This is a genomic window from Streptomyces sp. NPDC031064, from assembly GCF_055570965.1.
In genome coordinates, this window is sequence record NZ_JBVIGF010000008.1 from 34,260 (window position 1) to 48,557 (window position 14,298).

Annotated in this window: 13 protein-coding genes and 1 other RNA gene; 11 read left to right on the forward strand and 3 right to left on the reverse strand. The window is 71.4% G+C overall.

The window, feature by feature from the left end:
* The first annotated feature begins 83 nt into the window (after positions 1-83).
* Positions 84-453: a transfer-messenger RNA gene (gene ssrA / locus ACZ46W_RS26810) on the forward strand.
* Positions 454-514: 61 nt separating this feature from the next.
* Here the strand turns inward: ssrA and ACZ46W_RS26815 are convergent.
* A complete protein-coding gene (locus ACZ46W_RS26815) occupies positions 515-1,843 on the reverse strand; it encodes an MFS transporter (RefSeq protein ID WP_468342466.1) in 1,329 nt (442 codons plus the stop codon).
* Positions 1,844-1,927: 84 nt separating this feature from the next.
* Here ACZ46W_RS26815 and ACZ46W_RS26820 point away from each other — a divergent pair, with 84 nt between their 5' ends.
* The 7 genes from ACZ46W_RS26820 to ACZ46W_RS26850 all read left to right on the forward strand — a co-directional run bounded on the left by ACZ46W_RS26820 (position 1,928) and on the right by ACZ46W_RS26850 (position 11,486).
* A complete protein-coding gene (locus ACZ46W_RS26820) occupies positions 1,928-2,893 on the forward strand; it encodes a LysR family transcriptional regulator (protein ID WP_468342468.1) in 966 nt (321 codons plus the stop codon).
* A gap of 157 nt (positions 2,894-3,050) precedes the next feature.
* Positions 3,051-4,151 (forward strand): hypothetical protein, encoded by a 1,101-nt coding sequence (locus ACZ46W_RS26825; protein WP_468342471.1) that lies wholly within the window; start codon positions 3,051-3,053, stop codon positions 4,149-4,151.
* 60 nt (positions 4,152-4,211) lie between these two features.
* Positions 4,212-6,338, forward strand: coding sequence for a bifunctional polysaccharide deacetylase/glycosyltransferase family 2 protein (locus ACZ46W_RS26830; protein ID WP_468343387.1), 2,127 nt, complete (start codon positions 4,212-4,214; stop codon positions 6,336-6,338).
* Positions 6,335-7,891: an acyltransferase family protein gene (locus ACZ46W_RS26835; protein WP_468342474.1), complete on the forward strand. Its 1,557-nt coding sequence runs from the start codon at positions 6,335-6,337 to the stop codon at positions 7,889-7,891. The genes ACZ46W_RS26830 and ACZ46W_RS26835 overlap by 4 nt, the downstream gene beginning before the upstream one ends.
* Positions 7,891-8,781: a chitosanase gene (locus ACZ46W_RS26840; RefSeq protein WP_468343390.1), complete on the forward strand. Its 891-nt coding sequence runs from the start codon at positions 7,891-7,893 to the stop codon at positions 8,779-8,781. The genes ACZ46W_RS26835 and ACZ46W_RS26840 overlap by 1 nt, the downstream gene beginning before the upstream one ends.
* Positions 8,782-8,916: 135 nt before the next feature.
* A complete protein-coding gene (locus tag ACZ46W_RS26845) occupies positions 8,917-10,248 on the forward strand; it encodes a nitrate/nitrite transporter (RefSeq protein ID WP_468342477.1) in 1,332 nt (443 codons plus the stop codon).
* Positions 10,249-10,337: 89 nt separating this feature from the next.
* Complete coding sequence (locus ACZ46W_RS26850) at positions 10,338-11,486, forward strand: uroporphyrinogen-III synthase (RefSeq protein ID WP_468342480.1); 1,149 nt, start codon at positions 10,338-10,340, stop codon at positions 11,484-11,486.
* Between the two features lie 15 nt (positions 11,487-11,501).
* Here the strand turns inward: ACZ46W_RS26850 and ACZ46W_RS26855 are convergent, their stop codons facing one another.
* Together ACZ46W_RS26855 and ACZ46W_RS26860 are read right to left on the reverse strand one after the other, a co-directional pair.
* Entirely contained in the window at positions 11,502-11,897 is a 396-nt protein-coding gene (locus ACZ46W_RS26855; protein ID WP_468342483.1) for a type II toxin-antitoxin system VapC family toxin, read from the reverse strand.
* On the reverse strand, positions 11,894-12,133 hold the full coding sequence (locus ACZ46W_RS26860; protein ID WP_468342486.1) for a hypothetical protein: 240 nt from the start codon (positions 12,131-12,133) through the stop codon (positions 11,894-11,896). The genes ACZ46W_RS26855 and ACZ46W_RS26860 overlap by 4 nt, the downstream gene beginning before the upstream one ends.
* Before the next feature lie 95 nt (positions 12,134-12,228).
* On the opposite strand from ACZ46W_RS26860, the gene ACZ46W_RS26865 reads away from it, so the two are divergent.
* The 3 genes from ACZ46W_RS26865 to ACZ46W_RS26875 all read left to right on the forward strand — a co-directional run bounded on the left by ACZ46W_RS26865 (position 12,229) and on the right by ACZ46W_RS26875 (position 14,298).
* Positions 12,229-12,774, forward strand: a complete 546-nt coding sequence (locus tag ACZ46W_RS26865) for a CGNR zinc finger domain-containing protein (protein WP_468342489.1) — start codon at positions 12,229-12,231, stop codon at positions 12,772-12,774.
* Positions 12,775-12,883: 109 nt separating this feature from the next.
* Positions 12,884-13,477 (forward strand): sigma-70 family RNA polymerase sigma factor, encoded by a 594-nt coding sequence (locus ACZ46W_RS26870; protein WP_064072166.1) that lies wholly within the window; start codon positions 12,884-12,886, stop codon positions 13,475-13,477.
* The gene (locus ACZ46W_RS26875; RefSeq protein WP_468342493.1) at positions 13,474-14,298 is read left to right on the forward strand and encodes an anti-sigma factor family protein; all 825 of its coding nucleotides are present in this window, start codon (positions 13,474-13,476) and stop codon (positions 14,296-14,298) included. Before ACZ46W_RS26870 ends, ACZ46W_RS26875 begins: the two co-directional genes overlap by 4 nt.

Below are 14,298 nucleotides of genomic sequence, written 5' to 3' on the forward strand. Positions count from 1 at the left end.
CCGTCGTACGTTGGTCACGTACGATGGCACCTGCCTCGCACGGCAGAGGCGCGCCCCCTTCGGGGGCATTGATAAATCAACATGGGGATGATCGGTTTCGACAGCGGATGTCGAAGCAGGGGAAGCGTGTCGAGGAAGCGGCAATGATCTCGTAAACCATATGTCGCAACCAATAATCGCCAACTCCAAGCGCGATTCCTTCGCCCTCGCTGCCTAAGTAGCGACTCGCGAAGTGTCAGCCCGGGGCTGTTCCCGACCCGGATCCTGGCATCAGCTAGGGAACTAAACCTCTGAACCCGGTCACGGGGTGCAGAGGGAAATCAAACAGTGACTGAGCCCGTCGGAGACTTGTCCGCGTGATCTCCGGGGCCGAGAAAAGCGCAGCGGACTGCACACGGAGAAGCCCTGGTTCTGCACCGTTGGACGCGGGTTCGATTCCCGCCATCTCCACGAGCGGTACCTCCGGGGGTTGCCCCCCCGGACCCGTCATCCCATGTGGGCGAAGGCCCGGCCGTCATCGCGACGGCCGGGCCTTCGTCGTACCCGCCGCCGCCAGGACCAGGGCGGCGGCCGCCGCCGCGACCGGCACCACGTACCCGGCCCACGCCCCGGCGTGCTCGACCGTCCAGCCGCCGGTCGCCGAGCCGGCCGCGATGCCGCCCAGCAGGGCGGTGACGGCCAAGGTCATGCCCTCGTTGAGCTGCGCCGTGGGCGTCAGGCGCTGGACCAGCGTCATGCCCGTCACCATGGTCGGCGCGGTCGCCATCCCCGCCGCCAGCAGCGCGCCCGCCAGCGCGAGCAGCGAGCCGGTGCCGGCCGCAGCCAGCAGCGGCAGCGACATCAGCGCGGTCATCGCGGCGAGGCATCCCAGCAGACGGCGCCCCACGTGGCGTGCGGGCCGCACCGAGCCGTACACCAGGCCCGCCGCGCACGACCCCGCCGCCTGGAGCGCCAGTACGGCACCGGCCGCCGGGCCGTCCACGAAGGCGAGCGTGACGACCTCCATCGACCCGAACACCGCGCCCGTCGCCAGGAACACCGCCAGCAGGGCGGGCATGCCGGGCGTACGGAGCGGGGTGCGCGCCCCGCCCGCGCGGGGCGTGACGGGCGGCTCGGTGGCGCGCTGCGCCGCGAAGACCAGCACCCCGGTGAGCAGCAGCACGGCGCCGGTCAGCGTGCCGGCCTCCGGGAACAGCGCGGCGCACAGGAACGCGGCGAGCACCGGGCCCAGCATGAAGCACAGTTCGTCGGCTGCCTGCTCGAAGGCGTTCGCGGTGTGGACGGCGGCGGGGTCGTCGCGGTACAGGTGCGCCCAGCGGGCGCGGGACATGCCGCCGGTGTTGGGCGTGGTCGCGGTGGCCGCGTACGCGGCGAACAGCGTCCACGCGGGCGCGTGGTGGTGCACGCACAGCAGCAGGGCGAGCGATCCGGCTACGGCGACGACGGTGGCGGGCACGGCGACCCGTGCCTGCCCGTACCGGTCGACCAGCCGGGCCGTGAACGGTGCCACCAGGGCGGTGGCGGCGAGCCCGGTGGCGGTGACGGCACCGGCGAGGGCGTAGGAGCCGTACGCCCCGGCGATCATGATGACCGCGCTCACGCTGAACATCCCCATCGGCAGGCGGGCGATGAGGTTGCCCACGGTGAACGCGCGCGTGCCGGGCAGCGCGAAGAGCCGGGCGTAGCGCTCCAGGGGCCCTGGTTTCCGGCGCGGTGTGCGGGGCGGCGTCCGTCGCGGGGCGTATGGGTACGGGGTGTCGTGGCGCGGGGCCTCGTAGCGGGGGGCGAGGACGGGGGACTCGGGGGTGAGGGCGAGCAGCGGAGCGTTCGTCGTTTGCGGCATGCGCCCAGCCTCGCCTCGCGGCCGACCGCCGGTCCAACACCTGGTGGGAGCCCATTGACGCACCCGTGTTGTAAATTCCGGCGGGTGGCCCATGACATCGAACCACGGCTCCTCCGCGCCTTCGTGGCCGTCGCCGACGAGCTGCACTTCACCCGTGCCGCCGCCCGGCTGTACGTCGCCCAGCAGGCGCTCAGCCGGGACATCCGGCGCCTGGAGCGGGAGTTGGGCGCCGAGCTGTTCACCCGCACCACCCGGCAGGTCACGCTCACGCTGGAGGGCGAGCGGCTGCTGCCGTACGCGCACGCCGTGCTGGCGGCGTACGACGAGCTGGGCGCCGCCTTCGCCGATGAGGTGCGGCCGCTGCTGGTGGACCTCAACACCGACGGCCTGACCAGCGGCCGGGTGCTGGCGCGGGCCCGCGAACTGGCGCCCCAGTGCGAGCTGATGGCCCGCTACCAGAGCGGGCTGACGAGCGCGGCCACCGAGATCGCCGCCGGGCGCCTCGACGTGTCCTTCGGGCGGTTCGCCGGACTGCCGCCCGCCGTCCGCGCCCGGCTGTCGGCGCAGCCCGTGCGGTACGAGCCGATGGCCGTGCTGCTGCCGGAGGGCCACCCCCTCGCCGACCGGGTCGAGGTGGAGCTGGACGCGCTCGCCGGGGAGAGCGTGTACGCGGGCGCCGGCAACCCCGCGACCAGGGAATGGACCGACCTGGCCGAGCGGCTCTTCGCCGGGCGTGGCATCAGGGTCGCGCCGCCGGCGCCGGTGGCGATCGGCTTCGAGGAGTTCCGCCGGGTCATGGCCAAAACGCGTACGCCAGTTCTGGCCGCGGTGGACTTTCCGGCCATGCCCGGGTGCGTCATGCGGCCCCTCGTCGGGCCCGTACCGCTGTCGCCCGTGTCGCTGGTGTGGCGCAGGGGGCTGAAGCATCCGGGGCTCGACGCGCTGCGCGCGGCGGCGGCCGAGATGGCCGAGTCGGAAGGATGGCTGGAGATGCCGCCCGGAGCGTGGCTACCAGAGGGTGATTTGTTGCACATGTGTCCAAATGAATGAACCATAAGCACTCTTGTCATAAGCGTGCGCTACATTCATGGTCCGGGTGCAGTGTGGTGGGGGCGCTCCGGCAGGGTGGGGGCCCGGTCCGGTGGCGAGTACCCAGGTAGTCCGTGTGCGCACCCTTGGTCCATTCAGTGGGGGATGTGCGTACAAAGTGGACAATCGGCGAGAAGGTGCCTGGAACGGGCGCCAGAATGAGCCACTCGACAGCACCGTCCAGCTCGACAGCCTCAGCGAGTTCAACGCGTTCGGGCATCGAGCCGACGGTGCCGGATTCCCGCCCGAGGGTCACGGTTACCAGGCCGGTGCCCACGGCTACCCGGACGACGGTCACGCCCGTCATCCCGACAGCTCCGGGTACGCGGCCGACAGCCGGCCCTACCACCCCGGCGGCACCGGCTACGAGGCCGACGGTCACGGATATCCCAGCGACGGCGCCGGATACGCGGCGGACGGACAGGCATACCCGGCCGGGGCCGCCCACGCCCACCAGCCCGGCGGCCTCGCCCACGAGGACGAGACCATCGCCTACCGCGCCGACAGCCTGGGCCTGGAGTTCCAGACCGCCGAGCTCCCGGCCGTGACGGTCTCCGCACCGGCGTCCGCGCCCGCCCCGGCCTCCGCGCCCGCCCCGGCCTCCGCGCCGGCGGAGCAGGAGCCCGGCGACGGGCCGGTGTTCGTCGACGAGAGCGGCCGCCGCAGCAAGAAGTTCCGCCGCATCGGCTGGGTGCTCGCGACCGCGTGCGCGGTGTACGCCATCACGCTCGTCGTCGCCATAGCCGGCGGCAATTCCAGCGCCCCCTGGCTCCTCATACCGGGGCCCGCAGACGAGAAGAAGACCGACACCACCACGGTCGTCCCCGCCAGCTCCACCAGCCCCGGCGCCACCGACGCCCCCGACGGCCCGAGCGCCCCGGTGCCCACCCACTCCACCGGCGAGGCCGCCCCGCAGCCCAGCGGTGCCGCCTCCGCCGACGACACCCCGGCCGACCCGGCGGACCCGCGCGGCCCCGCCGAGCCCGCCACCCCGCCCAGCACCGGCCCGGACCGCCCCGCGGGCGAGGCCGAGGACAAGGGCGCGAACAGGACTCAGCCCCCCGGGCCCGCCAAGGACGACCCCACCCCACAGCCGCCGGTCCCCACGCCGGAGCAGGGCGACCCCACGGACGACCCGACGACCCCGACGGAAGACCCGACCGATCCGCCGGTCGAAGAGAGCGGCGGCCAGCAGATGGCCGCGGAAGGCACACCGTAAATGACAACGTCAGGCAGACGGCGCGCGAAGAAGGCGCGTGCCGTCCGGCGCAGGCTGCCCATGCGCTATCTGCTGCCGTCGCTCTTCCTGGTCGCGCTGTTCGCGATGCTGATGCTGCGCGGCTACGTACACAACGAGATCCGGCCCGATCACCGGATCCGGCTCCTTGAGGCCCGCGACCAGGTGCCCTCCGCCATGCACAAGGGCGGACCGGTCATCGACGCGAGGGACCCGGACAAGCCGGTCAGCCTGAACGTCCCGAACGACAAGATCGTTCTGACCTTCGACGACGGCCCGGACCCGGTGTGGACGCCCAAGGTCCTGGACCAGTTGAAGAAGCACGACGCCCGCGCGGTCTTCTTCGTCACCGGTGCCATGACCGCGCGCCATCCCGACCTGGTCGAGCGGATGGTCGAGGAAGGCCACGAGGTGGGCCTGCACACCTTCAACCACCCCGATCTCTCCCTCCAGTCCAAGGAGCGCATCGACTGGGAGCTCTCCCAGAACCAGATGGCGCTCGCGGGCGCCACCGGTGTCCGCTCGTCCCTCTTCCGCGCGCCGTACTCGAACTTCGTCTGGCACCTGGACAACAAGAACTGGGACCTGATCAAGTACGCCGGCAGCCGCGGCTACATCGCGGCGTTCAACGACACCGACAGCCACGACTGGCGGCGCCAGGGCGTCGACAAGATCATCAAGAACGCCACGCCGAAGCCCGGCAAGGGCGCGATCGTGCTGATGCACGACTCCGGTGGCAACCGGGAGCAGACGGTCGCGGCCCTCGGCCGCTTCCTGCCGCAGCAGAAGGCCAAGGGGTACGACTTCACCACGCTCACCGAAGCCCTCGGGGCGCCCAGCGCCCACACCGAGGTCAGCGGCATGGAGCTGTGGAAGGGCAAGGCGTTCGTCTACGCCGTCGGCATCTCCGAGAACATCACCGTCGTCCTGGTGGGCGGCCTCGCCATCGTCGGTGTCCTCGTCATCGGCCGCTTCGGCCTGATGCTCGTCCTCGCCTTCGCGCACGCCCGCAAGGTGCGCCGGCGCGGCTTCCGCTGGGGCGCGCCCGTCACCGAACCCGTCACGGTCCTGGTCCCGGCGTACAACGAGAAGGAGTGCATCGAGAACACGGTCCGGTCGCTGATGGCGAGCGACCATCCGATCGAGGTCATCGTCATCGACGACGGCTCGTCCGACGGCACCGCCGACATCGTCGAGCGGATGTGGCTGCCCAACGTCCGCGTCGTCCGGCAGGTCAACTCCGGCAAGCCCGCCGCCCTCAACAACGGCATCGCGCACGCCAGCCACGACATCATCGTGATGATGGACGGTGACACGGTCTTCGAGCCGTCCACGGTCCGCCACCTGGTGCAGCCCTTCGGCGACCCGCGCGTCGGCGCGGTGGCCGGCAACGCCAAGGTCGGCAACCGCGACACCCTCATCGGCGCCTGGCAGCACATCGAGTACGTGATGGGCTTCAACCTCGACCGCCGCATGTACGACGTACTGCGCTGCATGCCGACCATCCCCGGCGCGGTCGGCGCGTTCCGCCGCACCGCGCTGGACCGGGTCGGCGGCATGAGCGAGGACACCCTCGCCGAGGACACCGACATCACCATGGCCATCCACCGCGACGGCTGGCACGTGGTGTACGCGGAGAACGCCCGCGCCTGGACCGAGGCCCCCGAGTCCGTCCAGCAACTGTGGTCCCAGCGTTACCGCTGGAGCTACGGCACCATGCAGGCCATCTGGAAGCACCGCGGCGCCGTGTTCGACCGGGGCCCCTCCGGCCGTTTCGGCCGCGTCGGCCTGCCGCTGGTCTCGCTCTTCATGGTGATCACACCGCTGCTCGCGCCGCTGATCGACGTCTTCCTGCTGTACGGCCTGATCTTCGGTCCCACGCAGAAGACGATCCTGGCGTGGCTGGGCGTGCTCCTGGTGCAGGCGGTGTGCGCGGCGTACGCCTTCCGGCTCGACAAGGAGAAGATGACCCACCTCATCTCCCTGCCGCTCCAGCAGATCCTCTACCGGCAGTTGATGTACGTCGTACTGCTCCAGTCCTGGATCACCGCCCTCACCGGCGGCCGCCTGCGCTGGCAGAAGCTGCGCCGCACCGGAGTCGTGGAGGCGCCGGGCTCCATACCCACGCAGCGCGCCGCCCACAGTGACGATCGGAGACCCGTCGGATGACGGACAACTACAGGGGCGGCCCGTACGACGACGCCGAGGGCCGCCCTGACGACCGCGGCTACGACCGGCCCTACGACGACGGGTCCTACGCCGCCTGGCCGTACGAGCAGTCCGGTGCAGCCGACGCCACGCAGCCGTACGCGGCGGCCGGCCGGGCCCCCGAGCCCGCCGGATGGGGCGCGCCGGAGCAGGACACGCGGTCGTACGCGCCGTTCGGCACGGAGCCGGACCCCTTCGCCCAGCCCTACGCGCCGCCGCGCGGGCCGGCCCGGCAGCCGGCGTATCCGGCCGCGTACCCGTCGGCCTCCGCGACTCTCACCGAGCCGGAGACCGGGACCGGAGCCGTGACGGCGACCGCCACCCCGGACGCCGGGCCGGCCACCGACCCCGACCCCGTGCCCGAAGCAGCGCCGAAGGCGCCCGGCCGTGACCGGTACTTCGACCTGCTGCGGGCGCTCGCCCTCTTCCGGGTCGTGCTCTACCACCTCACCGGCTGGATGTGGCTCCCGCTGGTCTTCCCGTCCATGGGCGTCATGTTCGCCCTCGCGGGCAACCTGATGGCGCGCTCCCTCAAGCGCCCGCCCGCCCAGGTCATCAAGAGCCGGGTCCGGCGCCTGCTGCCCCCGCTGTGGGCCGCCGGCGCGATCGGCGTGACCGGCATGCTCGTCCAGGGCTGGGGCCCCGCCGAGGGCGAGGACACCCTCACCTGGTGGCTGGAGCTGCTGTTCTGGGTCCTGCCGCTCAGCGACCCGCCCAACGCCGCCGAGCTCGCCGGTGTCCCCGGAATCCTGCCCGGCACCTGGGCCGAGCCCTTCGCCGGCCCCCTGTGGTACATCCGCGCCTACCTCTGGTTCGTCCTGCTCTCGCCGCTCTTCTTGGCGGCCCTGCGCAAGCAGCCGTGGCTGACGATCGCCGCGCCGCTCGTGCTGATGGCGGCGCTCAACTTCGGCTACCTCCAGGCAGCCGAGTCGATCGCCCCGATCCTGTACGGCATCGGCGAGTTCGGTGCCTGCTGGGTGCTCGGCATGGCACACCAGGAGGGGGTGCTCAAGCGCCTCCCCAACTACGTGATCCCGTCCATCGCCCCGTTCATCATGGGCTTCGGCATCTGGTGGGCCGTGGACCACGGGCTGAGCGCCGAGAACCAGCTCGGGAACATGCCGTTCGCCTCGGCCTTCTGGGGCTTCGGCTTCGTCCTGCTGCTGCTGCACTTCAGCCCCTCGTGGTCCGAGTGGCCGCGCCTGCTGGAGCGCTTCGACGGCGCCATCACGCTGCTCAACTCGCGCGCCGTCACCGTCTACCTCTGGCACAACGTCTGCATCGCGATCGCCGTGACGATGTGGAACCGGCTGTGGTCCCTGGAAGTGATGTGGCGCGATCTGCCGTGGCTGATGAACAGTCCATGGCCGACGCTGATCTTCAGTTGGTCGCTGATCGCCTACTGCATTCTGATGTTCGGCTGGCTGGAGGACGTGGCCGCCAAGCGGCGCCCGAGGCTGTGGCCGTCGGGCGCGGGCAAGGCGTCGCGCAGCAAGAAGGGTTCCGTCGCATGATCCTGCGTGCCAGGTGGCTGCTGCTCGCCGTCGCCCCGCTCCTCGCCCTCACGATCTTCACCCTCACGCCGGCCCCGAAGCCGGAGGCCGCGCAGGCCTCCGGCCAGTCGGAGAGCCAGGGCGCGGCCAAGCGGGCGGAGGAGGAGCTGGAGTCGGCCGAGGACCTGCTCGCCAAGATGCCGCCCGGCCTCGCGGCCGCCGACAAGAAGGAGCTGGCGCACCAGATCCTCGGCTCCGCCATGAACTCCACGAAGGACTGGCGCACGCTGTACGGCCACATCGCCGACGGCGACGACGGTGACGGCTACTGCGGCGGCGTGATCGGCTTCTGCTCCGGCACCAAGGACATGCGGATCCTCGTCGAGTCGTACACCAAGGACCACCCGGACAACGGCCTGGCCGAGTACCTGCCGGCGCTGCGCGCGGTCGACGGGACGGACTCGCACGAGGGGCTGGGCGCCGGGTTCGTCGAGGCGTGGCAGGCGGAGAGCGAGAAGCCGGCCTTCCGCAAGGCCCAGGACAAGGTCCGCGACACGATGTACTTCAAGCCGGCCGTCGACCTGGCCAAGCTGGACGGCCTGGGGACGCTCGGCCAGTTCATCTACTACGACGCGATGGTCTTCCACGGGCCCGGCATCGACAAGAACGGCTTCTACGAGATCCGCGAGCGGGTCCGGGCCGCCCAGAAGACCAAGGCCGAGGGCGGTAAGGAGAAGGCGTACCTGAACGCCTTCCTGGACGAGTGCCGCAAGGTCATGACGGAGTCGAAGTCCGCCCAGGACACCAGCCGCATCGACACGGCGCAGCGCGCCTTCCTGCGCGACGGCAACCTCACCCTGAAGACGCCGCTGGTCTGGCAGATGTACGGGGAGACCTTCCGCGCGTCGTAAGCCTCACCGCCGCCCCGCCCGCTCCGTGAGAGCAAGGTTTCAGCCCGGTCACGTCATATGACCGGGCTGAAACGCATCCTCCCTAGCGTCGGTCCTGACGGGATTCAGGGTCTGACAGCAAGGTGGAGGTACGCGATGAGCGGCCGGTGGATCGAGCAGTGGGAACCCGAGGACGAGACCTTCTGGCGGGAGAAGGGTGAGCGGATCGCCAAGCGCAACCTGCTCTTCTCCGTCTTCTCCGAGCACATCGGGTTCTCGATCTGGTCGCTGTGGTCCGTGATGGTCCTGTTCATGGGCCCGGAGTACGGCATCGACCCGGCCGGCAAGTTCTCCCTCATCGCGGTGGCGACGCTCGTCGGGGCCCTGATCCGCGTCCCCTACACCTTCGCCGTCGCGCGCTTCGGCGGACGCAACTGGACGATCTTCAGCGCCCTGCTGCTCCTGCTCCCCACGGGCGCGGCGTACGCCGTGATGGAGCCGGGCACGTCGTACACCACGTTCCTGCTGGTGGCCGCGCTCACCGGCGTCGGCGGCGGCAACTTCGCGTCGTCGATGACCAACATCAACGCCTTCTTCCCGCTCCACAAGAAGGGCTGGGCCCTCGGCCTCAACGCGGGCGGCGGCAACATCGGCGTCCCCGTCGTCCAGCTCGTCGGCCTGCTCGTCATCGGTACGGCGGGGGCGGCCCAGCCGCGCGTGGTGCTCGGGATCTACATCCCGCTCATCGTGATCGCCGCCGTGTGCGCCGCCCTGTACATGGACAACCTGGCGCCCGTGAAGAACGACACCGGGGCCGTCAAGGAGGCCGTCAAGGACGCCCACACCTGGATCATGGCGTTCCTCTACATCGGCACCTTCGGCTCGTTCATCGGCTACAGCTTCGCCTTCGGTCTGGTCCTCCAGACCCAGTTCGGCCGTACGCCGCTCCAGGCCGCCTCCCTCACCTTCATCGGCCCGCTGCTCGGCTCGCTGATCCGGCCGCTCGGCGGCTCCCTGGCCGACCGGCACGGCGGCGCCCGCATCACGGTGGGGACCTTCGTCGCCATGGCCGCCGCGACCGGTGTGGTGATCTACGCGTCCGTGATCGAGTCGCTGACCGTCTTCCTCGTCGGCTTCATCTCGCTGTTCATCCTGAGCGGGCTCGGCAACGGCTCCACGTTCAAGATGATCCCCGCGATCTTCCAGGCCAAGGCGTACGCCGCCGGGCTGGCGGGCGAGGAGGCCGAGGCCTACGGCCGGCGGCTCTCGGGCGCAGCGATCGGGCTGATCGGCGCGATCGGCGCGATCGGCGGCCTCGCCATCAACCTGGCGTTCCGGCAGTCCTTCCAGACCGCCGGCACGGGCACCGCCGCCTTCGTCGCCTTCCTCCTCTTCTACGGGGCGTGCCTGACCGTCACCTGGGCGGTATACCTTCGCCGCCCGGTGGAGATCCCCGCCAAGCGGCAGCTCAGCTACTCCGAGGTGTGACGCGCGTGGCAGGCGACGGGACGGCACGTAACGGGGCAGAAATCTCCGCGAACCGAGACTGTCACGCATCCTTGCCAGTCTCTGATGCCATGCACCAGCAAGAGCATGGTTCCCACGGCCCGCTGGCCGGGTTCACCGTCGGCGTCACCGCGGCCCGCCGCGCGGACGAGCTGGGCGCGCTGCTGGAACGCCGGGGCGCGGCCGTCCAGCACGCGCCGGCGCTGCGGATCGTGCCGCTCGCCGACGACGCCGAGCTCCTCGACGCCACCAAGGCCCTGATCAGCCACGCCCCGGACATCGTGGTCGCCACGACCGCGATCGGCTTCCGGGGCTGGGTGGAGGCGGCCGACGGCTGGGGGTACGGGGAGGAGCTCCTGGACCGGCTTCGCGACGCGCAGGTCCTCGCCCGTGGCCCCAAGGTCAAGGGCGCGGTGCGCGCGGCCGGGCTCACCGAGGAGTGGTCGCCCGCCTCGGACTCCATGGCCGAGGTACTGGACCGGCTCCTCGGCCAGGACGTGGCCGGCCGCCGCATCGCGCTCCAGCTCCACGGGGAGCCGCTGCCCGGGTTCGTGGAGGCGCTGCGCGACGCGGGCGCCGACGTCGTGGTCGTCCCGGTCTACCGGTGGATGCCGCCCGAGGAGCCGGCGCCCCTGGACCGGCTCATCGACGCGACCGTCGCCCGCTCGCTGGACGCGGTGACCTTCACCAGCGCTCCGGCGGGCGCGTCGCTCCTGTCCCGGGCCCAGGACCGGGGCCTGCTGCCCGAGCTGCTCGACGCGCTGCGCCACGACGTGCTGGCCGCCTGCGTCGGGCCGGTCACCGCGCTGCCGCTCCAGGCGCACGGCATCGACACCGTCCAGCCGGCCCGCTTCCGGCTCGGCCCGCTGGTCCAACTCCTGTGCCAGGAGCTGCCCGCGCGGGCGCGCACCCTCCCGGTGGCCGGGCGCCGCATCGAGATCCGGGGCCACGCGGTCCTGGTCGACGGCGACCTGCGCCCGGTGCCGCCCGCCGGCATGTCCCTGCTCCACTCGCTGGCCCGCCGCCCCGGCTGGGTCGTCTCCCGCGCCGACCTGCTGCGCGCCCTCCCGGGCGCCGGCCGCGACGAGCACGCCGTGGAGACCGCGATGGCCCGCCTCCGCTCGGCCCTGGGCGCGCCCAAGCTGATCCAGACGGTCGTCAAGCGCGGCTACCGGCTCGCCCTGGACCCGGGCGCGGACGCCAAGTACGCCGACGCGTAGGGATGGAGGGGTGCGTCAGCCGATGACCTCGATGGCGCACGTCGCGGCCCCGCAGCGGCTGAGACGCACGTCTCCGGTGATCAGCGGGCACCCGAAGGCCTCTGCCGCCGCGATGTAGGCGGCGTCGTAGCCCGACACGTTCTGCCGCAGCTCCCACATGCGCGGGAGTAGACGCCGTACCTGGACCGTCTCCAGGGAGAGGTCGGACAGGGCCGCGATTGCGGCGTCGGCTCTTTCGGGGGTGATCTTCTGTCCGAGCAGTCGCCCCCGGACCGCGTGAAAGGTCTCGACCAGGAGATGTTCGGGGGCCGCCCAGTGAGTGTCCCGCATGAGCCGGGCACGGGCGGCCTTGCCCGCTGTGCCGTCGCCGGTCAGGGCCTCGGTGAGTACGGAGGCGTCGATGACGATCAACTGTCGCGCTCCGCCCGGCCGGCCTCGATCTCGGCCACGGTCTCCGTCATGGCCGTGTCGACGCCGTCGGCGCGGTCCTCGAAAGCGCGCAGCAGCGCGAGGTTGTTCGCCCGCTCCGCTTCGGCGGTGACCAGGGACAGGAGGTAGGTCTGGAGCGACTGCCCGAGCTGCCGGGCTCGGTCGGCCAGGATGTCGCGCACCTCGTCCGGCACGTCACGGATCTGAAGAGCCACCATGCATGCATTATGCATGCGCGGGGTGCGTGCCGCAATCGCGCCCCGACGCGCAGGCGGGGTTCCGGTCGCCGCCCGGGGCGGGCACTCTGGGGCGCATGGTGGCATGGCGGTTCCACTCCGGGCGGCTCTGCCTGGACCTGATGGCCGAGCCCCCGTCCGACGGCGGGCGGCTCGCACAGTGGCTCGTCGGCGCCGGACTCGTACCGGCCGGGACACCGCTCGACGGGGTGGACGAACACTGGGCGCGGCGGTTCGCCGAACTCGCCGGCGACATCGACACGTTGGTGCGCGACGAGCTCGACGGACGCGGCCGGTACGCGGGCCCCCGCCTCGACCACCTCAACGCGCTCGCCGCCGCCCCGCCCCCGGCCCTCCGCGCCGTACCCGGCCAGGAGGGCCGCCTCGTCCGGGCGTTGAGCACCCCGCCCGACTGCGGCGCCCTCCTCGCGGTCGTCGCCCGTGACGCCGTCGAGCTGCTCACCGACCCGGTGGCCCGTGCCCGGCTCCGCCAGTGCGAGGGCGACCGCTGCGACCGCGTCTACCTCGACACCTCGCGCGGGCACCGGCGCCGCTGGTGCTCCAGCGAAACCTGCGGCAACAGAGAGCGCGTGGCCCGTCACCGGGCGCGTACCCACGGCTAGTTCCGAAACTTCCTGAGAAAAAATCTCCGCGCGTTGAGACGATCCGCCGCCGTGTCCGTAGTGATGGGAGACAACGAGTCAGATCAAGGTCTCGACCGGGAGGTTCCAGGTGCGCAAGGATGCCGCCGTGGCCGATGACCGTCGGGGGACGCATCGAGCCCGGCATCGAGCGGTGCCCGCACGCACCCAACCCGACGTCCCGGACGAAGAGTTGATGCGGGCCCTCTACCGTGAACACGCCGGGCCCCTGCTCGCCTATGTGCTCCGCCTCGTCGCCGGCGACCGCCAGCGAGCCGAGGACGTCGTACAGGAGACGCTCATCCGTGCCTGGAAGAACGCCGGTCAGCTCAATCGGGCGACCGGCTCTGTCCGACCCTGGCTGGTGACGGTCGCCCGGCGTATCGTCATCGACGGCCACCGAAGCCGGCAGGCCCGGCCGCAGGAGGTCGACCCGTCGCCGCTCGAGGTCATGCCCGCGGAGGACGAGATCGACAAGGCGTTGTGGCTCATGACGCTCTCTGATGCGCTCGACGATTTGACCCCGGCCCACCGGGAAGTCTTGGTCGAGACGTACTTCAAGGGGCGTACGGTCAACGAGGCTGCCGAGATCCTCGGCATACCCAGCGGGACCGTCCGGTCCCGGGTGTTCTACGCACTGCGTTCGATGAAGCTCGCGCTGGAGGAGAGGGGGATCTCGGCATGACGTCGCACCACGCTCCACAGGGGAACGAGTCGGTGCACGACGCCGTCGGCGCGTACGTGCTCGGCATTCTGGACGACGCCGAAGCCACCGCCTTCGAGGCGCATCTGGCGGGCTGCGACCTGTGCGCCCACCACCTGGAGGAGTTCTCCGGGATGGAACCGATGCTGGCCATGCTCGCCGAGGCCCCCGGCCCGGCGGCCCGGCCCGTCGTCCTCCCGATGCCGGAACGCACCGGCGCGCCCGGCGCGCCCGGCGCCCCACCGGCGCCGATGCTCGACCGCCTGGTCGACGAGGTCGCGCTCAAGCGCGCCCAGCGCCGCCGCCGCAGCCGTTTCCTGGTCGCGGCGGCCGCCGCGCTGATCATCGCCGGTCCCGCGGCCGCGTTCGTCGCCACGTCCGGCGACGACACCGACCGCACCAACCAGGCCGCGGACCCCCACCCGACCAGCCCCGCCGAGGACGCCTTCTTCCACCACATGGAGGAGAAGGTCCAGCACACCGACGCCTCCACCAAGGTCAGCGCCACCGTCGGCATGGAGAAGAAGGCCTGGGGCACCCACACCGTCCTGGAGCTCAAGAACGTCAAGGGCCCGCTGAAGTGCAACCTGATCGCCGTCTCCAAGAGCGGCGAGGAGGAGGTCGTCACGTCCTGGGCCGTCCCGAAGTGGGGCTACGGCATCCCGGGCAGCACGCACGAGGTCGGCAAGAACCCGCTCTACGTCCACGGCGGCGCGGCCATGGACCGGAACGACATCGATCACTTCGAGGTCCGGACGTTCGACGGACAGCGCCTGGTGGAGGTCGACGCGACCACCGCCTGA